The 12,988-nt window shown below is 70.7% G+C and carries 14 protein-coding genes, 3 tRNA genes and 2 pseudogenes; 5 read left to right on the top strand and 14 right to left on the bottom strand.

The window, feature by feature from the left end; translation table 11 throughout:
- The 4 genes and pseudogenes from ABD332_RS07380 to ABD332_RS07395 all read right to left on the bottom strand — a co-directional run.
- The coding region (locus ABD332_RS07380; protein WP_344500966.1) for a hypothetical protein at positions 1–222 on the bottom strand (222 nt) is incomplete at its 3' end.
- 724 nt (positions 223–946) lie between these two features.
- Positions 947–1,531, bottom strand: a complete 585-nt coding sequence (locus ABD332_RS07385; RefSeq protein WP_344500968.1) for a hypothetical protein — start codon at positions 1,529–1,531, stop codon at positions 947–949.
- Between the two features lie 82 nt (positions 1,532–1,613).
- Entirely contained in the window at positions 1,614–1,808 is a 195-nt protein-coding gene (locus tag ABD332_RS07390; protein WP_344501467.1) for a hypothetical protein, read from the bottom strand.
- 61 nt (positions 1,809–1,869) lie between these two features.
- Positions 1,870–2,280 (bottom strand): annotated as a pseudogene (locus tag ABD332_RS07395) (Uma2 family endonuclease); the annotation flags it as partial.
- Positions 2,281–2,594: 314 nt separating this feature from the next.
- On the opposite strand from ABD332_RS07395, the gene ABD332_RS07400 reads away from it, so the two are divergent.
- Entirely contained in the window at positions 2,595–2,960 is a 366-nt protein-coding gene (locus tag ABD332_RS07400) for a hypothetical protein (protein WP_344500970.1), read from the top strand.
- A gap of 284 nt (positions 2,961–3,244) precedes the next feature.
- Here the strand turns inward: ABD332_RS07400 and ABD332_RS07405 are convergent, their stop codons facing one another.
- The 9 genes from ABD332_RS07405 to crtI form a co-directional block, all read right to left on the bottom strand.
- Entirely contained in the window at positions 3,245–3,562 is a 318-nt protein-coding gene (locus ABD332_RS07405; protein WP_344500972.1) for a helix-turn-helix domain-containing protein, read from the bottom strand.
- Positions 3,559–3,924, bottom strand: a complete 366-nt coding sequence (locus ABD332_RS07410; protein WP_344500974.1) for a type II toxin-antitoxin system RelE/ParE family toxin — start codon at positions 3,922–3,924, stop codon at positions 3,559–3,561. The genes ABD332_RS07405 and ABD332_RS07410 overlap by 4 nt, the downstream gene beginning before the upstream one ends.
- Before the next feature lie 270 nt (positions 3,925–4,194).
- A tRNA-Phe gene (locus ABD332_RS07415) sits at positions 4,195–4,268 on the bottom strand.
- 13 nt (positions 4,269–4,281) lie between these two features.
- Positions 4,282–4,355, bottom strand: a tRNA-Asp gene (locus tag ABD332_RS07420).
- 36 nt (positions 4,356–4,391) lie between these two features.
- Positions 4,392–4,464 (bottom strand) — tRNA-Glu (locus tag ABD332_RS07425).
- A gap of 133 nt (positions 4,465–4,597) precedes the next feature.
- Positions 4,598–5,479 (bottom strand): polysaccharide deacetylase family protein, encoded by an 882-nt coding sequence (locus ABD332_RS07430; RefSeq protein ID WP_344500976.1) that lies wholly within the window; start codon positions 5,477–5,479, stop codon positions 4,598–4,600.
- Positions 5,480–5,626: 147 nt separating this feature from the next.
- On the bottom strand, positions 5,627–6,502 hold the full coding sequence (locus ABD332_RS07435) for a MerR family transcriptional regulator (protein ID WP_344500978.1): 876 nt from the start codon (positions 6,500–6,502) through the stop codon (positions 5,627–5,629).
- The gene (gene idi, locus ABD332_RS07440) at positions 6,499–7,062 is read right to left on the bottom strand and encodes an isopentenyl-diphosphate Delta-isomerase (protein WP_344500980.1); all 564 of its coding nucleotides are present in this window, start codon (positions 7,060–7,062) and stop codon (positions 6,499–6,501) included. The genes ABD332_RS07435 and idi overlap by 4 nt, the downstream gene beginning before the upstream one ends.
- Positions 7,059–8,555, bottom strand: a complete 1,497-nt coding sequence (gene crtI, locus ABD332_RS07445; protein WP_344500982.1) for a phytoene desaturase family protein — start codon at positions 8,553–8,555, stop codon at positions 7,059–7,061. The genes idi and crtI overlap by 4 nt, the downstream gene beginning before the upstream one ends.
- A gap of 90 nt (positions 8,556–8,645) precedes the next feature.
- Between crtI and ABD332_RS07450 the strand changes: the two are divergent.
- Together ABD332_RS07450 and ABD332_RS07455 are read left to right on the top strand one after the other, a co-directional pair.
- Positions 8,646–9,545: pseudogene (locus ABD332_RS07450) on the top strand (phytoene/squalene synthase family protein); the annotation flags it as partial.
- Positions 9,546–9,696: 151 nt separating this feature from the next.
- The gene (locus ABD332_RS07455) at positions 9,697–10,968 is read left to right on the top strand and encodes a cryptochrome/photolyase family protein (protein ID WP_344500984.1); all 1,272 of its coding nucleotides are present in this window, start codon (positions 9,697–9,699) and stop codon (positions 10,966–10,968) included.
- A 7-nt stretch (positions 10,969–10,975) separates the two neighbouring features.
- Here the strand turns inward: ABD332_RS07455 and ABD332_RS07460 are convergent, their stop codons facing one another.
- On the bottom strand, positions 10,976–11,665 hold the full coding sequence (locus ABD332_RS07460; RefSeq protein ID WP_344500986.1) for an HAD family hydrolase: 690 nt from the start codon (positions 11,663–11,665) through the stop codon (positions 10,976–10,978).
- A 40-nt stretch (positions 11,666–11,705) separates the two neighbouring features.
- Here ABD332_RS07460 and ABD332_RS07465 point away from each other — a divergent pair, with 40 nt between their 5' ends.
- Positions 11,706–11,879 (top strand): hypothetical protein, encoded by a 174-nt coding sequence (locus tag ABD332_RS07465; protein WP_344500988.1) that lies wholly within the window; start codon positions 11,706–11,708, stop codon positions 11,877–11,879.
- 30 nt (positions 11,880–11,909) lie between these two features.
- The gene (locus ABD332_RS07470) at positions 11,910–12,911 is read left to right on the top strand and encodes a mechanosensitive ion channel family protein (RefSeq protein WP_344500990.1); all 1,002 of its coding nucleotides are present in this window, start codon (positions 11,910–11,912) and stop codon (positions 12,909–12,911) included.
- The last annotated feature ends 77 nt before the right edge of the window (positions 12,912–12,988 follow it).

Here is a 12,988-nt window from a genome sequence, read left to right on the forward strand (position 1 = left end):
CGCGCCGCTTCTGACCGCGCCGCTTCTGACCGCGCCGCTTCTGACCGCGCCGCTTCTGACCGCGCCGCTTCTGACCGCGCCGCTTCTGACCGCGCCGCTTCTGACCGCGCCGCTTCTGACCGCGCCGCTTCTGACCGCGCCGCCGCCCGTCGCGCAGGCCTTCAACGCATGCACCCTGACTGCATCACCCCTGACCGAAACACTCCTGACCGCGTCGCGCATGACGTCATCGCATCCGGCAGCGCGCCGGGCGATCGGACCACGCTTGATCGCGCTGGACCTGATCGCACGAGCATCGCCGCAGGAGCCGACCGTGGCGGCGCTGAAGGCATGGGCACGGTGCACTACTCCCAGGCCGCCGCCGACCGGATCACCAACGCGAACCGCGCCATCGCCGTGCACGTCGAGTCAGCCACCAGCACCCGGTGTGGCACCTGCGACCAGCCGATGCCGTGCGCCCGCCGCCTCGCTGCCGAAGGCACGCTCCGTGCCTACCGCCGCCTGCCTCAGCGCCTCCCAGGTGCCACCCTCCGCTCCGCCGGTGCCATGCTCGGCCCCCAGCCCGCACCGCCGCACAGACCCGAATCGCCGCCCGGCTCGGGACCGCCGCCCGGCTCGGGACCGCCGCCTAGCTCGGGACCGCCGCTGGGCTCTGGTCTGCTGCCTAGCTTTGGACCGCTGCTGGGCTCTGGACCGCCGCAAAGACCAGGATTGCCACCTCACTCGGGGCCGCCGTCTGGCTCGGGGCCGTTGCTCAGGCCTGAATTGCCGCCCGGCTCGGGGGCGCCACACCGCCCGAGTTTGCCGCACCGCCCGCCGGCCGGTGCGGACCCCGGTCGCCAGCCGCTCGACGAGGCGTTCGGCTGGCTCACCACCCGAGGGCGCGGAACACAGACCAGAGCGCCACTCAGCCGGCCACACTCGCCCGCCAGTCCGCCTGCCCCGGTCAGCCCGCCTCCTGTGCCTCCCGCGACGGTGGAGCCGCTGAGGCAGGCGCAGGAGGCGTGGGACCCTCCGTTGCTGGATCTTTCGTGGACGGCGGGGGAGCAGGTCGCGTCGCACCGAGCATCTGCAGCCGCTGCCGGATCGCGCCATCGGTCCGTCCCAGCTCAACGGTCAGGGTCTTGATGCTGGCGCCCTCGTGGAACCGTCGCACCAGCAGGTCGAGATCCGCCGGCTCCCACGGCTGACCGGACTTCGGCGCCGCGGACCGGAGATCCAGCGGCCCCGGATCCTGCGGCAGCATCCACCCGTCCCCGGGCGGAGGTTCAGGCGGCGAGCCACCGCCACGAAACCCGGCGAGCGCGGACGCCAGCAACTGCCCGACGTCGCTCGCGTCACGGGCCGGCAGCTCGCCGACCAGCTCCGTCACCACATAGCCGGAATCCCAGCCCACCAGCCGTAGCCCGACGAAGCCAGAACCGTCGTCGAACGCCGTCACGTCATAGCTGCGATGGTCGATCATCAACCGGCGCCGGACGTCGGTGCCGCGGGTCGGAAGGCCGTCGAAATCCCAGTCGAAGTGCGTCATGCCCGCACGCTACGACCAGGGTCCGACACTTTCAGGACGTCGTAGCCGAGCCGTCACGACCAGTGACGTCGCCAAGCATCGCCTATGAGGCCAGCGACAGCGCGTCGAGTTCGAAGGCGAACGGCCGGGTGGTGGTGAGCCTCTCGCTAGGCCCGGCGACCTGGTCCTCGACGTAGTGCGAGCCGTCGAGGCGGTTGAGACGCAGCACCACCGACCCGGGTGGCTCCTGCTCGATGAGCAGATACCACGCGATCCCTGCGGCCGCATACAGGTGCATCTTCAATCTTCATGACTCGGTCCGCCGCCGCGTTGCCCGGCGAGGCAATCTCGCCGATGAGCGGCACGCGTCCGGCGTCGATGACGACGAAATCACTGTCGAAGTCGACCACGGCGAGGTCGGGGACCACGAGGCAATCGGTGTGCAGCCTGACGTTCACTGCTTCGTACACGGCCAGACCTGCGGTCGATGCGGCGGGATCGAGCGCGTTCGCCAGGCGGCGAGAGAGTCGCTGGTGGCGTGAGTCGGGTGCCGGGCTCACGAGCAAGCTCCCATCGATGAGCTCGATCCGATCCGGAGTCTCGCCCAACGCAAGGTAGTCGTCCTCGTTCCAGGGGCCGGCATGTCCGCTCGTTGCCACGCTCATGCTCCCGGATGGAGTTCCCCGTCCAGCGACGGGGGATGACGTCCAGTCTTGCATGCAGCGGGCGGTGCCGCGGGCTTGGGAAACGCCGTAGGGCCGAATGGCCATATATACAACCGAGCCCACTCGGCGAATCCAAGAGAATGCAAAGACCCCGACCTGCGTTTCCGCTGGTCGGGGTCTTGAATGCCCGGCGAAGAGCTTTGTGGGCAGGGGCGGGGTCGAACCGCCGACCTTCCGCTTTTCAGGTCTCCGGAGACAGCCCCAGGACAGGCGCCAGGCTGGCCGAACCGTCTCGATCACCCCTGCTGTGCACCTGTCCGTCTGTGACCGTTGCTACATGCACTGCTACACAAGGCAGACCTGATAAGGCGGCACACCAGAGCGCCGAGTGATGCCGACGCTTATGGTCAACTTGCGCTGTGAGCCTTGCCGTCCACGTGTGGATCTACGACAGCGACAAGCCCAGTGGTTATTGGATTCCTGATGCGCCCGAGGAGGTGTCAGAAGCCGCCGGGCCCGAGATCGCCCGGACGAAACTGTGGGGTTCCGAAGCCGCTCATGGCCTCGGCGCGACGTTCTTGCCGCAGCTTGCGGAGCGTGACCTTCGGGTGCAGCCGGACGACGTCGAGGCGTTCGCCGTGGAGTGTGCGGTGCTGATGGTCAATCTTGCCGTGTTATCCGCAGCCTCAGGCTACGACGAAGACCGCATCCGGGGGTACTTGAGGAACTTCATCAGCGCGGCGGATCGCGCACGTCAGGCCGGCGGAGGTGTCCTGATCTGGTGACGTCGACCGTCCGCCGCCGAGAAGGACGGCCGTTGCTACATAGCGATCTTCATGACGGGCAGTCGACAGCAAAGACCCCGACCTGCGTTTCCGCTGGTCGGGGTCTTGAAAGCCCGGCGAAGAGCTTTGTGGCAGGGACGGGGTCGAACCGCCGACCTTCCGCTTTCAGGTGTCGGCGGCTCCGTGTGGAAGACTCGAACGCCGAGCCAACGCATGTCGCGCGATCTCCAGCACCCGGGCATGTTCGCCGCCGTTGCTACACGCGTTGCCGCACGACGGTGCGATCAGGCGATGGCGGTGATGTTGCCGTCGTCGAAGTAGATGGCCTGGTGGAGGCGGCCGCCCAGAGCAACGGCGTAGCGCGCAAGGACCTCTTGACCCGAGACCTTGCCTTGCTCGATCTGGGAGACGCGGCCTTTGGTGACTCCCATGCGGTCGGCGACCTGCTGCTGAGTCAGGCCGCGACCGCGGCGCGCTTCGGCGAGGCGGTGGCCGGTGACCTCAGCCAGCAACTCCTGCTTGCCGGCCGCGACAGCTTCCTCGCCGCCCGCCTGCTCCACGAGTTCGGCTCGGATGTCGCTCCAGCGCACGTAGCTGCTCATCGCTGGTCCCCCTCTTCCTGTGCCCGTTCTTTCAAGTAGATCTCATAACGCTGCTCCGCCAGCGGTATGGCCTCTCGGTACCAGGCTTCCCATTGCCCTGCCTTGTCGCCGGCGACGAGCAGGATGCTGGATCGCCAGGGGTCGAAGACGAAGAGAATCCGCATGGTGCCCGGTCTTAGCTCTTTGAGGTTGGCCAGCGACGAGTGGGTGATGGTGTCGACGAGAGGCCGACCGAGGCCCGGTCCGCTTTCGGCGAGTGCGTCGATCGCCTGCACAACCCGCGCTTTGGCTGCTGGTTCCAGAGAGAAGATCCAAGTGCGGACCTCGTTGACGACGTAGATACCCCACTCCGGTGTGGCCACGGAGGAAGTATAGCGAAAGCTATACAGGCGAGCATCCTTGCGGCGTGGTGGTTGCCATCTCAGCTGCTCGGATCGTCAGGTGGTGGGAGATGAGCAACCAGCAAGGTGATCCTGCTGCGTGCGGACGGTGGCTGCAAGCGCCTGCCGACCGTCCGCCGTCACGATAGCCGCCGTTGCTACATTTTGATCTTCGTGGTCGACCTCGACATGCAAAGACCCCGACCTGCGTTTCCGCTGGTCGGGGTCTTGAAAGCCCGGCGAAGAGCTTTGTGGGCAGGGGCGGGGTCGAACCGCCGACCTTCCGCTTTTCAGGCGGACGCTCGTGCCAACTGAGCTACCTGCCCAAGATGGGCCTTGCGGTCCTGACGGGACTTGAACCCGCGACCTCCGCCTTGACAGGGCGGCGAGCACTCCAACTGCTCCACAGGACCTTGCTCTTTGTTGCTACCCCGGGCGAACCCGGGTCGTGCCCCCAACGGGATTCGAACCCGTGCTACCGCCTTGAAAGGGCGGCGTCCTGGGCCGCTAGACGATGAGGGCGGCCCCGCCATCATCGCATACTCTGCGACTTCTGCGGTGTTGCTCCCATCCGGCCCCGCCGGAGGCTTTCAGAGCATACGTGACCACTTCCGCGAAAACCAAATGGGTATCCATCGTGGTGTCGTGGAGGCGCCTAGACGGGTAGCGCGACCAGCGTGAACTGCTGCTTGAGCTCGGGCAGGAGGGTCTTGTAGGCGGCGAGGGTGGCGCTGCGGTCGCCGCCGCCGTCGTGGGAAAGGATGACCGCGCCGGGCTTCGTGTTGTTCCTCACGTTGCTGATGATGTGCTGGGTCATCTGGTTGCCGGACCACTTCTTGGTGTTCCAGTCGGAGGGGTCGACGGTCCAGCCGAGGGAGACCATGCCCAGCTCCGTGGCGATCTGCACCGCGGCGGGGGTGAAGTTGCCGCCGGGGTGGCGGAAGTACTTGATCTGCGCGCCGGGGACGACCTTGCGGATCTCGTCGTTGGTGCGCTGGAGGTCGGCGCGGATGGTGTCGGCGGACTTCTTGCCGAGCTTCTCGTCGTGCTTCCAGGTGTGGTTGCAGAGAGTGTGACCGTCCTTGACGATCTCCTGCAGGTACTGCGGGAACTCCTGGACGGCGACGCCGACGACGCAGAACGTGGCCTTGATGTTGTGCTGGCGCAGCATGGCGAGCAGCTTCGGGGTGTCGGCGGACGGGCCGTCGTCGAAGGTCAGGGCGACCCCGTCGTTGCCGGTCTTGCGCATGATGCCGTCGGAAGGGGCGGTGGCGGACGCGGAGGCGGACGGTGCGGCCGACGTCGACGCCGAGGGGGTGGCGGACGCGGACGCGGACGGTTTGCCGGCGCCCGTGGCGGCCTGTGCGGTCGAGTCGCTGATCGGGTGCGCCTGCGTGCCGCCGTCCTGGCCGCCGTCGACGACACCGGAGGACGGCCCGTGCCACGACACCGAGGAGGCGTCGGACGCGGCGCAGCCGGTGAGGGCCAGAGCGGCGGCGCTGATCAGCGCTCCTAGGGCGAGGCGGGTGCGGGTCATCGTCAGCTCCGGGGGTCGGTGGTCAGCATGGTGGCGAACGCACACGCTAATGACAAGACGCACCCGAAGGCCTCCTGCGTTCAGTCCGTGGCACGAACCCGGGAGTACCTCGTCAAGGGACATTTACACAGACGAAGAAAGGTGAAGTCAGTTGACCACCGAGGTGAGCAGCGCCAATGCCTCGGTCAATGTGGACGGTGCCGAGACGCCGACGGGAAGCGCCGCCACGTCCCATCCGGGGCCGGCGGCGGCGACGATCAGCGGTCGCCAGGCGGCATCGAGGACCGGCGAGAGCTGCGCCGGGTCGCCGGTCGTGCGCAGTTGCGACCAGACCAGCACGGCCGCCGGGCCGGTACGCCGTACGGCGGTGGCGAGGGCCGTCGGCGGGACGCGGGCGCCGAGCATGCGGGTCCCGACGCAGGCCGTGGCGAGCGCGGCGCCGAGCGCCTCGATGGGCAGGCTGTGCTGCTCCTCGTCGGCGCAGGCGAGCAGGATGCGGGACGGGACGGTCGGGTCGGGGCGCGGCACGGCGCCGAAGACGGCCGAGACGCAGCCCGACACCAGGTGCTCGACCTCGACCAGGGCGCCGGTGGCGGCGTGCCGGTCGCCGATGGCGGCGAGCACCGGCCGGAGCACCTGGTCCCAGGCGGCGACGACGCCGAGCTCGTGCACGGCCGCCGCGACCCGCTGCCGCACGGCCGGCGCGTCGAGCCGGAGCGCGGCCCGGTACAGGCCGCGCGAGGAGGCGGCCGCATCGGTGACGAAGGAGCTGGACACGGTGGCAGGGGCGGCGGCCGACCGCAGCGCCCAGCGGGCCGCCTCGTGCGGGGCGACGCCCTGGACGATCAGGCGCTGCATCGTCTCGAGGCGTTCGATGTCCTGTTCGGTGTACCGGCGGTGGTGGCCGGGCTCATGCAGCGACGGGCCCATCCCGTACCGCTGGTGCCAGGTCCGCAGGGTGGTCACGGCGACGCCGAGCCGCCGGGCCACCGCGCCCGCCGAATACGCCGCCGCGGCCGTCATGCCGTCGAGCCCCGCCAGACGGACACGACCCCGGCCAGCCACGGTGCGTACAGGTCCGGGGAGTGCGACAGCCGCGCCTCGAGATCCTCGACGGCGACCCATTCGAGGGCGGCGACTTCTTCGGGATCAACTGCACCCGAAGAGAACGAATCCGAAATATCCGACACGTTGCCGACGAGCACGTGGTCGTACTCGTGCTCCACGCGCCCGGACGACGGGTCGGAGGCCTGGTACACGTACACCCCGACCTCCCGCAACGGGACGGCGCTGACGCCCAGCTCCTCGACGAGCCGCCGGGCAGCGGCGGACGTGACGGTCTCGCCGGGCGCGGGGTGGCCGCAGCACGCGTTGGCCCACCGCAGCGCGAACCGGGTCTTCACCGCCGCCCGCTGCTGCAGCAGGAGCCGCCCGTCGCCGTCGACGAGCAGGACCGAGAACGCGCGGTGCAGCAGCCCGGGCGCCCGGTGCGCCTCGTCCACCGTCATCGAACCGACCGCCCCACCGCCGTCGTCGACCAGCTCGACAAGGTGAGACTCACGAGAAGAAGACGATGAAGTCAAGACACCACCCCCGTAATACGCTCCGCCGCCAGGCGGCCGGAGATCAGGACCATCGGCACGCCGACACCCGGCTGCGTCCCGGACCCCACGAAGACCACATTGGACAGTGTGGGGTGGAGGTTGCCCGGCCGGAAGGGCCCGGTCTGCCGCAGGGTGTGCGCCGCCGCGAACGGCGTCCCCGCCGCCATGCCCTGATCGGCCCAGTCCGTCGGGGTGATGAAGCGCGACACCTCGATGCCGTCGCCGAACCCGACGTAGCCGCGCCGCTCCAACGTGTCGATGAGCTCGCTGCGGTACGTGCCGCGCAGGGTCCCCCGCCAGTCCAGCAGCGGCGCGGTGAGGTTGGGTGTCGGCGCGAGCACGTAGTAGGTCTGCCGGCCGTCCGGGGCGAGCGACGGGTCGGTGCGCGTGGGGTTGGTGACCAGGAGGGACGGGTCGCTCATCAGCCGGCCCTGGTTGATGACCTCGTCGAAGGTCTCCCGCCACGCCCGGCCGAAGTGGATGTTGTGGTGGGCGATCGCACCGTACGCCTGCCGCGACCCCACGTGCAGCACCACGCACGACGGCGAGTACCGCAGCCTGCCCAGCATCGGGTTGCGCCACCGGGTGGGTGGCAGCAGGTCCCGGTAGGCCACCGGCAGGTCCGGGTTCAGCACGACGGTGTCGGCGGCGAACCGGCGCCCGTCGGCGCACACCACGCCGGTCGCGCGCCCGCCGGCGACGGAGACCGACGCGACGGGACTGCCGTAGTGGATGGTCACGCCGTGCTTGGTGGCGACGTCGGCGAGCGCCCGCGAGACCGCGTGGATGCCGCCCTTCGGGAAGTAGACGCCGGCGACGGAGTCGAGGTAGGCGATCACCGCGTAGAGCGCGAGCGCCTGGTGCGGCGCGACCCCGGCGTACATCGCCTGGAAGGAGAAGATCCGCCTGGTCCGCGGGTCCTTGAAGTAACTGTCGACCTTGGACTGGAGCCGGCCGAAGCCGCCGCGGGCCACCAGCCGCCACAGGTTGGCGGTGACGAGGTCCCGCGGGCGGTCGAGGTTGCGGTCGATGAAGTCGTCGCGCTCCAGCCGCCACAGCTCCCGCGCGTCGTCGACGAAGCGCAGGTAGCCGTCGGCCTCGCGGGAGCCGCAGACCCGGGCGACCTCGCCGGCCATCCGCGCGGTGTCGGCGATGACGTCGAGCGTGGAGCCGTCGGGGAAGTGCGCGCGGTACGCCGGGTCGAGCCGGGTCATCGGCAGCCAGCCGGCCAGGTCCTCCCCGACGGTGCCGAGCAGGTCCTCCAGCAGCGACGGCATCGTCAGCACGGTGGGACCGGTGTCGAACTCGTAGCCACCGATGCTGAGTTTTCCCGCCCGGCCACCCGGGTAGTCGTCCCGCTCCAGGACGGTGACCTCGCGGCCCGCGGCGGCCAGCCGGATCGCCGCGGCGAGCCCGCCCAGCCCCGCCCCGACGACGACCACCCGATCGGTCGGACCCGTCACCGACCGCATGACCGAAGCCCTTTCACTACCCGCATCACCGAAGCGTAGCGTAGGCTCGAACTTGCGTCGATTAGTGCGTCGATTCAACCGGAGGCCACCATGGAGTCAGCGCCCCTGACCGCCGCCTACGAGCGGTGCCGCGCGCTGCACCGCCACCACGGCCGGACGTACTACCTGGCGACGCGACTGCTGCCGGCCTGGAAGCGCCGACACGTGCACGCGCTCTACGGGTTCACGCGCTACGCGGACGAGATCGTCGACCGCACCGAGCGGCTGACCCCGCAGGACCGCGCCCGCGAGCTCGACGCCTGGAGCGACGCGTTCGTGCGGGGGATGTGCGGCGCGCCGACCGACGACCCGCTCCTGCCCGCGGTGCTGCACACGATCCAGGTGTTCGACATCGACCTGGAGGACTTCCGCAAGTTCCTGGCGAGCATGGCCATGGACCTCACCGTCACCGGCTATGCCACGTACGACGACCTGCTCGACTACATGGAGGGCTCGGCGGCGGTGATCGGCACGATGATGCTGCCGATCCTCGAGTCGAGCGACCGGGCCGCCGCCCGCGAGCCCGCCCGCCAGCTCGGCCTCGCGTTCCAGCTCACCAACTTCATCCGCGACGTCGCCGAGGACCTCGACCGCGGGCGGATCTACCTGCCGGAGGAGGACCTGCACCGGTTCGGGGTCGGCCGCGAGGACCTGCTGGCGGCGGCCCGCGAGCGGCGCAGCAGCCAGAAGATCAAGAGCCTGGTCCGGTACGAGGTGCAGCGCGCCCGGCAGCACTACATCGCGGCCGCGCCGGGGATCCAGATGCTGGCGCCCAGCTCCCAGGCGTGCATGCGGGCGGCGTTCCGGCTGTACGGCGGCATCCTCGACGCGGTCGAGGCGCAGGACCACGACGTCTTCGTCCGCCGCGCCACCGTGCCGAAGGCGCGCCGCATCGCGGTGGCGCTGCGCTGCCTGCTGACCCGCCCGGGCGCCCCGGTGCCGATCCCCGGCACCCCGGCCGGTGTGCTCGACCCGCAGCCGGAGATGCCGCCGGTCGTCGTGCCGCTGCCCCGCGAGCCCGCCACCGAGCTGCACCTGCCGGCGGTCCTCGACCTGCGCGGCACCGCAGCATGACCGCCGCCGAAACGCGGGGGACGAGCGCATGAAGACCGCGGTCGTCCTCTTCACCCGCGACCTGCGGGTGCATGACAACCCGGCGCTCGCCGCCGCCGCCCGCGCCGCGGAGCGGGTCGTGCCGCTCTTCGTGCACGACCCCACGCTGCGGGCCGGCGACAACCGCCGCCGGTTCCTCGACGAGAGCCTCACCGACCTGAAGGCGTCGCTGCGGCAGCGCGGCGCCGACCTCGTCGAGCTGCGCGGAGATCCGGCCGCGGAGTCGGTACGGGTCGCGAAGCGCACCGGCGCGGAAGGCATCGGCGTCGCCGCGGACGTGAGCGGGTACGCCCGCGAGCGGGAGCGCCGCCTGGCGGACGCCTGCGCCGCCGAGCGGATCGCGCTGAAGACCTTCGACGGCGTCACGGTCGTCCCGCCCGGCGCGCTGCGCCCCACCGGCGGCGCGGGCCATTACAAGGTCTTCACGCCGTTCTGGCGGGCGTGGCAGGCCGCCGGCTGGCGCGACGTCGAGGCCGCGCCCCGCAAGCTCCGGCTCCCCGACGACCTTCCGGCGTCCTGGTTCCGGGACCGCCCCGTGAAGGCCGGCGGCGGCGAGTCCGCCGGGCGGCGCAGGCTCACCGCGTGGCTGCCGCACCTGGAGGGCTACGAGGACGACCACGACGCCATGGCGGCCGACCGGACGTCCCGTCTCAGCCCGTTCCTGCACTTCGGCTGCCTGTCGCCGCGGGAGGTGGCGGCCCGGGTCCACGGCCGCGCGGGCGCCGAGCCGTTCCTGCGGCAGCTGTGCTGGCGCGACTTCTACCAGCAGGTGCTGTTCGCGTTCCCCGACCTGCGGCACAAGGCATACCGGGCGTCGGCGGAGGACCGCTGGCGCGACGAGTCCGACGCGCTGCAGGCCTGGCGGGAGGGGCACACCGGCGTCCCGGTCGTCGACGCCGGCATGCGGCAGCTGCTCGCCGAGGGCTGGATGCACAACCGGGCCCGCCTCATCACCGCCTCCTACCTGACCAAGCACCTGGGCGTGGACTGGCGGGCCGGCGGCGACCACTTCTTCGACCTGCTGCTGGACGGCGACGTCGCCAATAACTACGGCAACTGGCAGTGGGTCGCCGGCACGGGCAACGACACCAAGCCGTACCGGCGCTTCAACCCCATCAGGCAGGCGCACCGCTTCGACCCGGACGGCGACTACGTGCGCCGCTACGTGCCCGAACTGGCCGACGTCGAGGGCAAGGCCGTCCACGAGCCGTGGAACCTGCCCGAGCCCCCGCGCGGCTACCCGGCGCCGCTGAAACTCTAGGCGGGCTCTAGGCGGTGAGCGCGACGCGGAACGCGGTGGTCAGCGCCTCGTCGAGGTTGTCCAGCAGGTCCTGCGGGTCGGCGTAGACGGCGGCGGCGCCGTGGTCGAGCAGCTCCGCCGCGCACAGCCCGCCGCTGGTCACGCCGATGCACGGGATCGACAGCTTCCCGGCCGCCTGCACGTCCCAGACCGAGTCGCCGACGAACACGACCTCCCCGGCGTCGAGCTTCGCCCGCCGCAGCGCCACCTCCACGATGTCCGGCGCCGGCTTGCTCTCCCCGGCGTCGTCGGCGCTGGTCACCGTGTCGATGACCGCGTCGGCGTCCAGGCACCGCAGCAGCGCGCCGAGCTCCGGCTTCGACGCCGACGTGGCGAGCACGTTGCGCAGCCCCCGGTCGGCGCACGTCTCCAGCAGCCGCCGCGCGCCCGGCAGCCGGCGCAGCGCCGTCCAGTGCGCCGCGTACAGGCTCGAGTGCGCGGCCCGCATCGCGTCGTCGTCGCCGGGGTCGTGGCCGGGGCCCAGCAGATGGTCCAGGATCTTGTCCGACCCCATCCCGATCGCCCGGTGGATGCGGGCCGCCGGGACGTCGTGCCCGAACTGTCGGAACGCCTGCCACCAGGCCGTCGTATGCAGGTAGACGCTGTCGATGAGGGTCCCGTCGACATCAAAGAGCACACCGGTCACTGGTTTGGTCATGAGACTGTTCTACCCACCCACGGGGGGTTTCACTGGACGTATGACCGAGCAACAGGTGCGGATCCTGGAGCCGTTCCCCGGCTTCGACGTCGACGAACTCGGTGACTTCGCCGTCGAGCACTGCAGCGTGACCCTCGCCGATCAGCTGGCGGGCGGTCCGGAGCACGCCCGAGAGACGGAGAGCCCGAAGGGGCTGGCCGGCATGGACGATTAGGGCCGCCGACGTTTGGGCAAGCGTCACTGCATGGTTCGTGATGCCCTCGCAGACGTCGTGCGGTTCGTGCCGTCGCTGCTGCTGTTCATCGTCATCCTTCTGCTCGGCTGGGCCGTCGCGGTCGCGCTGCGGGAGCTGGTGCGCAAGCTGCTGGCGAAGGTCGGGTTCGACCGGCTCGCCGACCGCGGCGGCGTCGGCCGGGCGTTGTCGCGTGCGCGCTTCGACGCCGGTGACCTGATCGCCAAGCTCGTCTACTACGCGGTCCTGCTCTTCACGCTGCAGATCGCGTTCGGCGTGTGGGGCGCCAACCCGGTGTCCGACCTGATCGACGACGTGGTGTCGTGGCTGCCGAAGGCGGCCGTCGCCGTCGTGATCGTGGTTGTCGCCGCGGCGCTCGCCGGCGGCCTGCGCGACGTCGTCACCGGCGCACTGGGCGGCCTGTCGTACGGGCGGCTCCTGGCGAACCTGGGGTACTGCTTCGTGCTCGGGCTGGGCATCATCGCGGCGCTCAACCAGATCGGCATCGCCACGTCGGTGACCATGCCGGTGCTGATCGCGGTGCTCGCCACGGTCGCCGGCATCCTCATCGTCGGGGTCGGCGGCGGCCTGGTCCGGCCGATGCAGCAGCGCTGGGAGGGCTGGCTGAGCCGCGTCGAGCAGGAGGCGCCGGCCGTGTCCGAGCGGGTGAAGGCCCACGCGCAGTCCCGCCGCGAGGAGGCGGAGGCCCGCCGGGCCGCCGAGGAGGCCGCGCGGCGGGCGGAGGCCGAGCGCGAGGCCGAGGCGGCCAGGCAGGCCGAGGCGGTGCGCCAGGCCGAGGAGGCCCGGCAGGCCCGCCTCCGGCAGGCGGCGGCGACCGAGCAGTCCGCGGGGGTGGACGCCCCGACGATGGTGGTCCCGACCGTGCCGCCGGCCGTGACCCCGCCGCCGGCGAACCCACCGGCCGGCGGGCAGCTCCAGGTGCCGTCGCAGCGGCCGGTGGACAACGCCGACCAGACGGTGGTCATCAATCCGCCACCCCGCGATGACGCCTGAACGTTTCTAGCGAAACCCGCCCGAAAGGGCGGGTTTCGTCATTTCCGGACCTTTTCTCCGCCAATAGGTGCGATCGA

The organism is Dactylosporangium maewongense (genome assembly GCF_039531485.1).
Taxonomy (GTDB): Bacteria; Actinomycetota; Actinomycetes; order Mycobacteriales; family Micromonosporaceae; genus Dactylosporangium; species Dactylosporangium maewongense.

Excerpts from the sequence above, each read along its gene's own strand:
- ABD332_RS07385 (WP_344500968.1), bottom strand. The coding sequence starts at position 1,531 with ATGACGCACTTCGACTGGGATTTCGACGGCCTTCCGACCCGCGGCACC.
- ABD332_RS07390 (WP_344501467.1), bottom strand. The coding sequence starts at position 1,808 with ATGCACCTGTATGCGGCCGCAGGGATCGCGTGGTATCTGCTCATCGAG.
- ABD332_RS07405 (WP_344500972.1), bottom strand. The coding sequence starts at position 3,562 with ATGAGCAGCTACGTGCGCTGGAGCGACATCCGAGCCGAACTCGTGGAG.
- ABD332_RS07430 (WP_344500976.1), bottom strand. The coding sequence starts at position 5,479 with ATGACCCGCACCCGCCTCGCCCTAGGAGCGCTGATCAGCGCCGCCGCT.
- ABD332_RS07435 (WP_344500978.1), bottom strand. The coding sequence starts at position 6,502 with ATGACGGCCGCGGCGGCGTATTCGGCGGGCGCGGTGGCCCGGCGGCTC.
- crtI (WP_344500982.1), bottom strand. The coding sequence starts at position 8,555 with ATGCGGTCGGTGACGGGTCCGACCGATCGGGTGGTCGTCGTCGGGGCG.
- ABD332_RS07455 (WP_344500984.1), top strand. The coding sequence starts at position 9,697 with ATGAAGACCGCGGTCGTCCTCTTCACCCGCGACCTGCGGGTGCATGAC.
- ABD332_RS07460 (WP_344500986.1), bottom strand. The coding sequence starts at position 11,665 with ATGACCAAACCAGTGACCGGTGTGCTCTTTGATGTCGACGGGACCCTC.
- ABD332_RS07465 (WP_344500988.1), top strand. The coding sequence starts at position 11,706 with ATGACCGAGCAACAGGTGCGGATCCTGGAGCCGTTCCCCGGCTTCGAC.
- ABD332_RS07470 (WP_344500990.1), top strand. The coding sequence starts at position 11,910 with ATGGTTCGTGATGCCCTCGCAGACGTCGTGCGGTTCGTGCCGTCGCTG.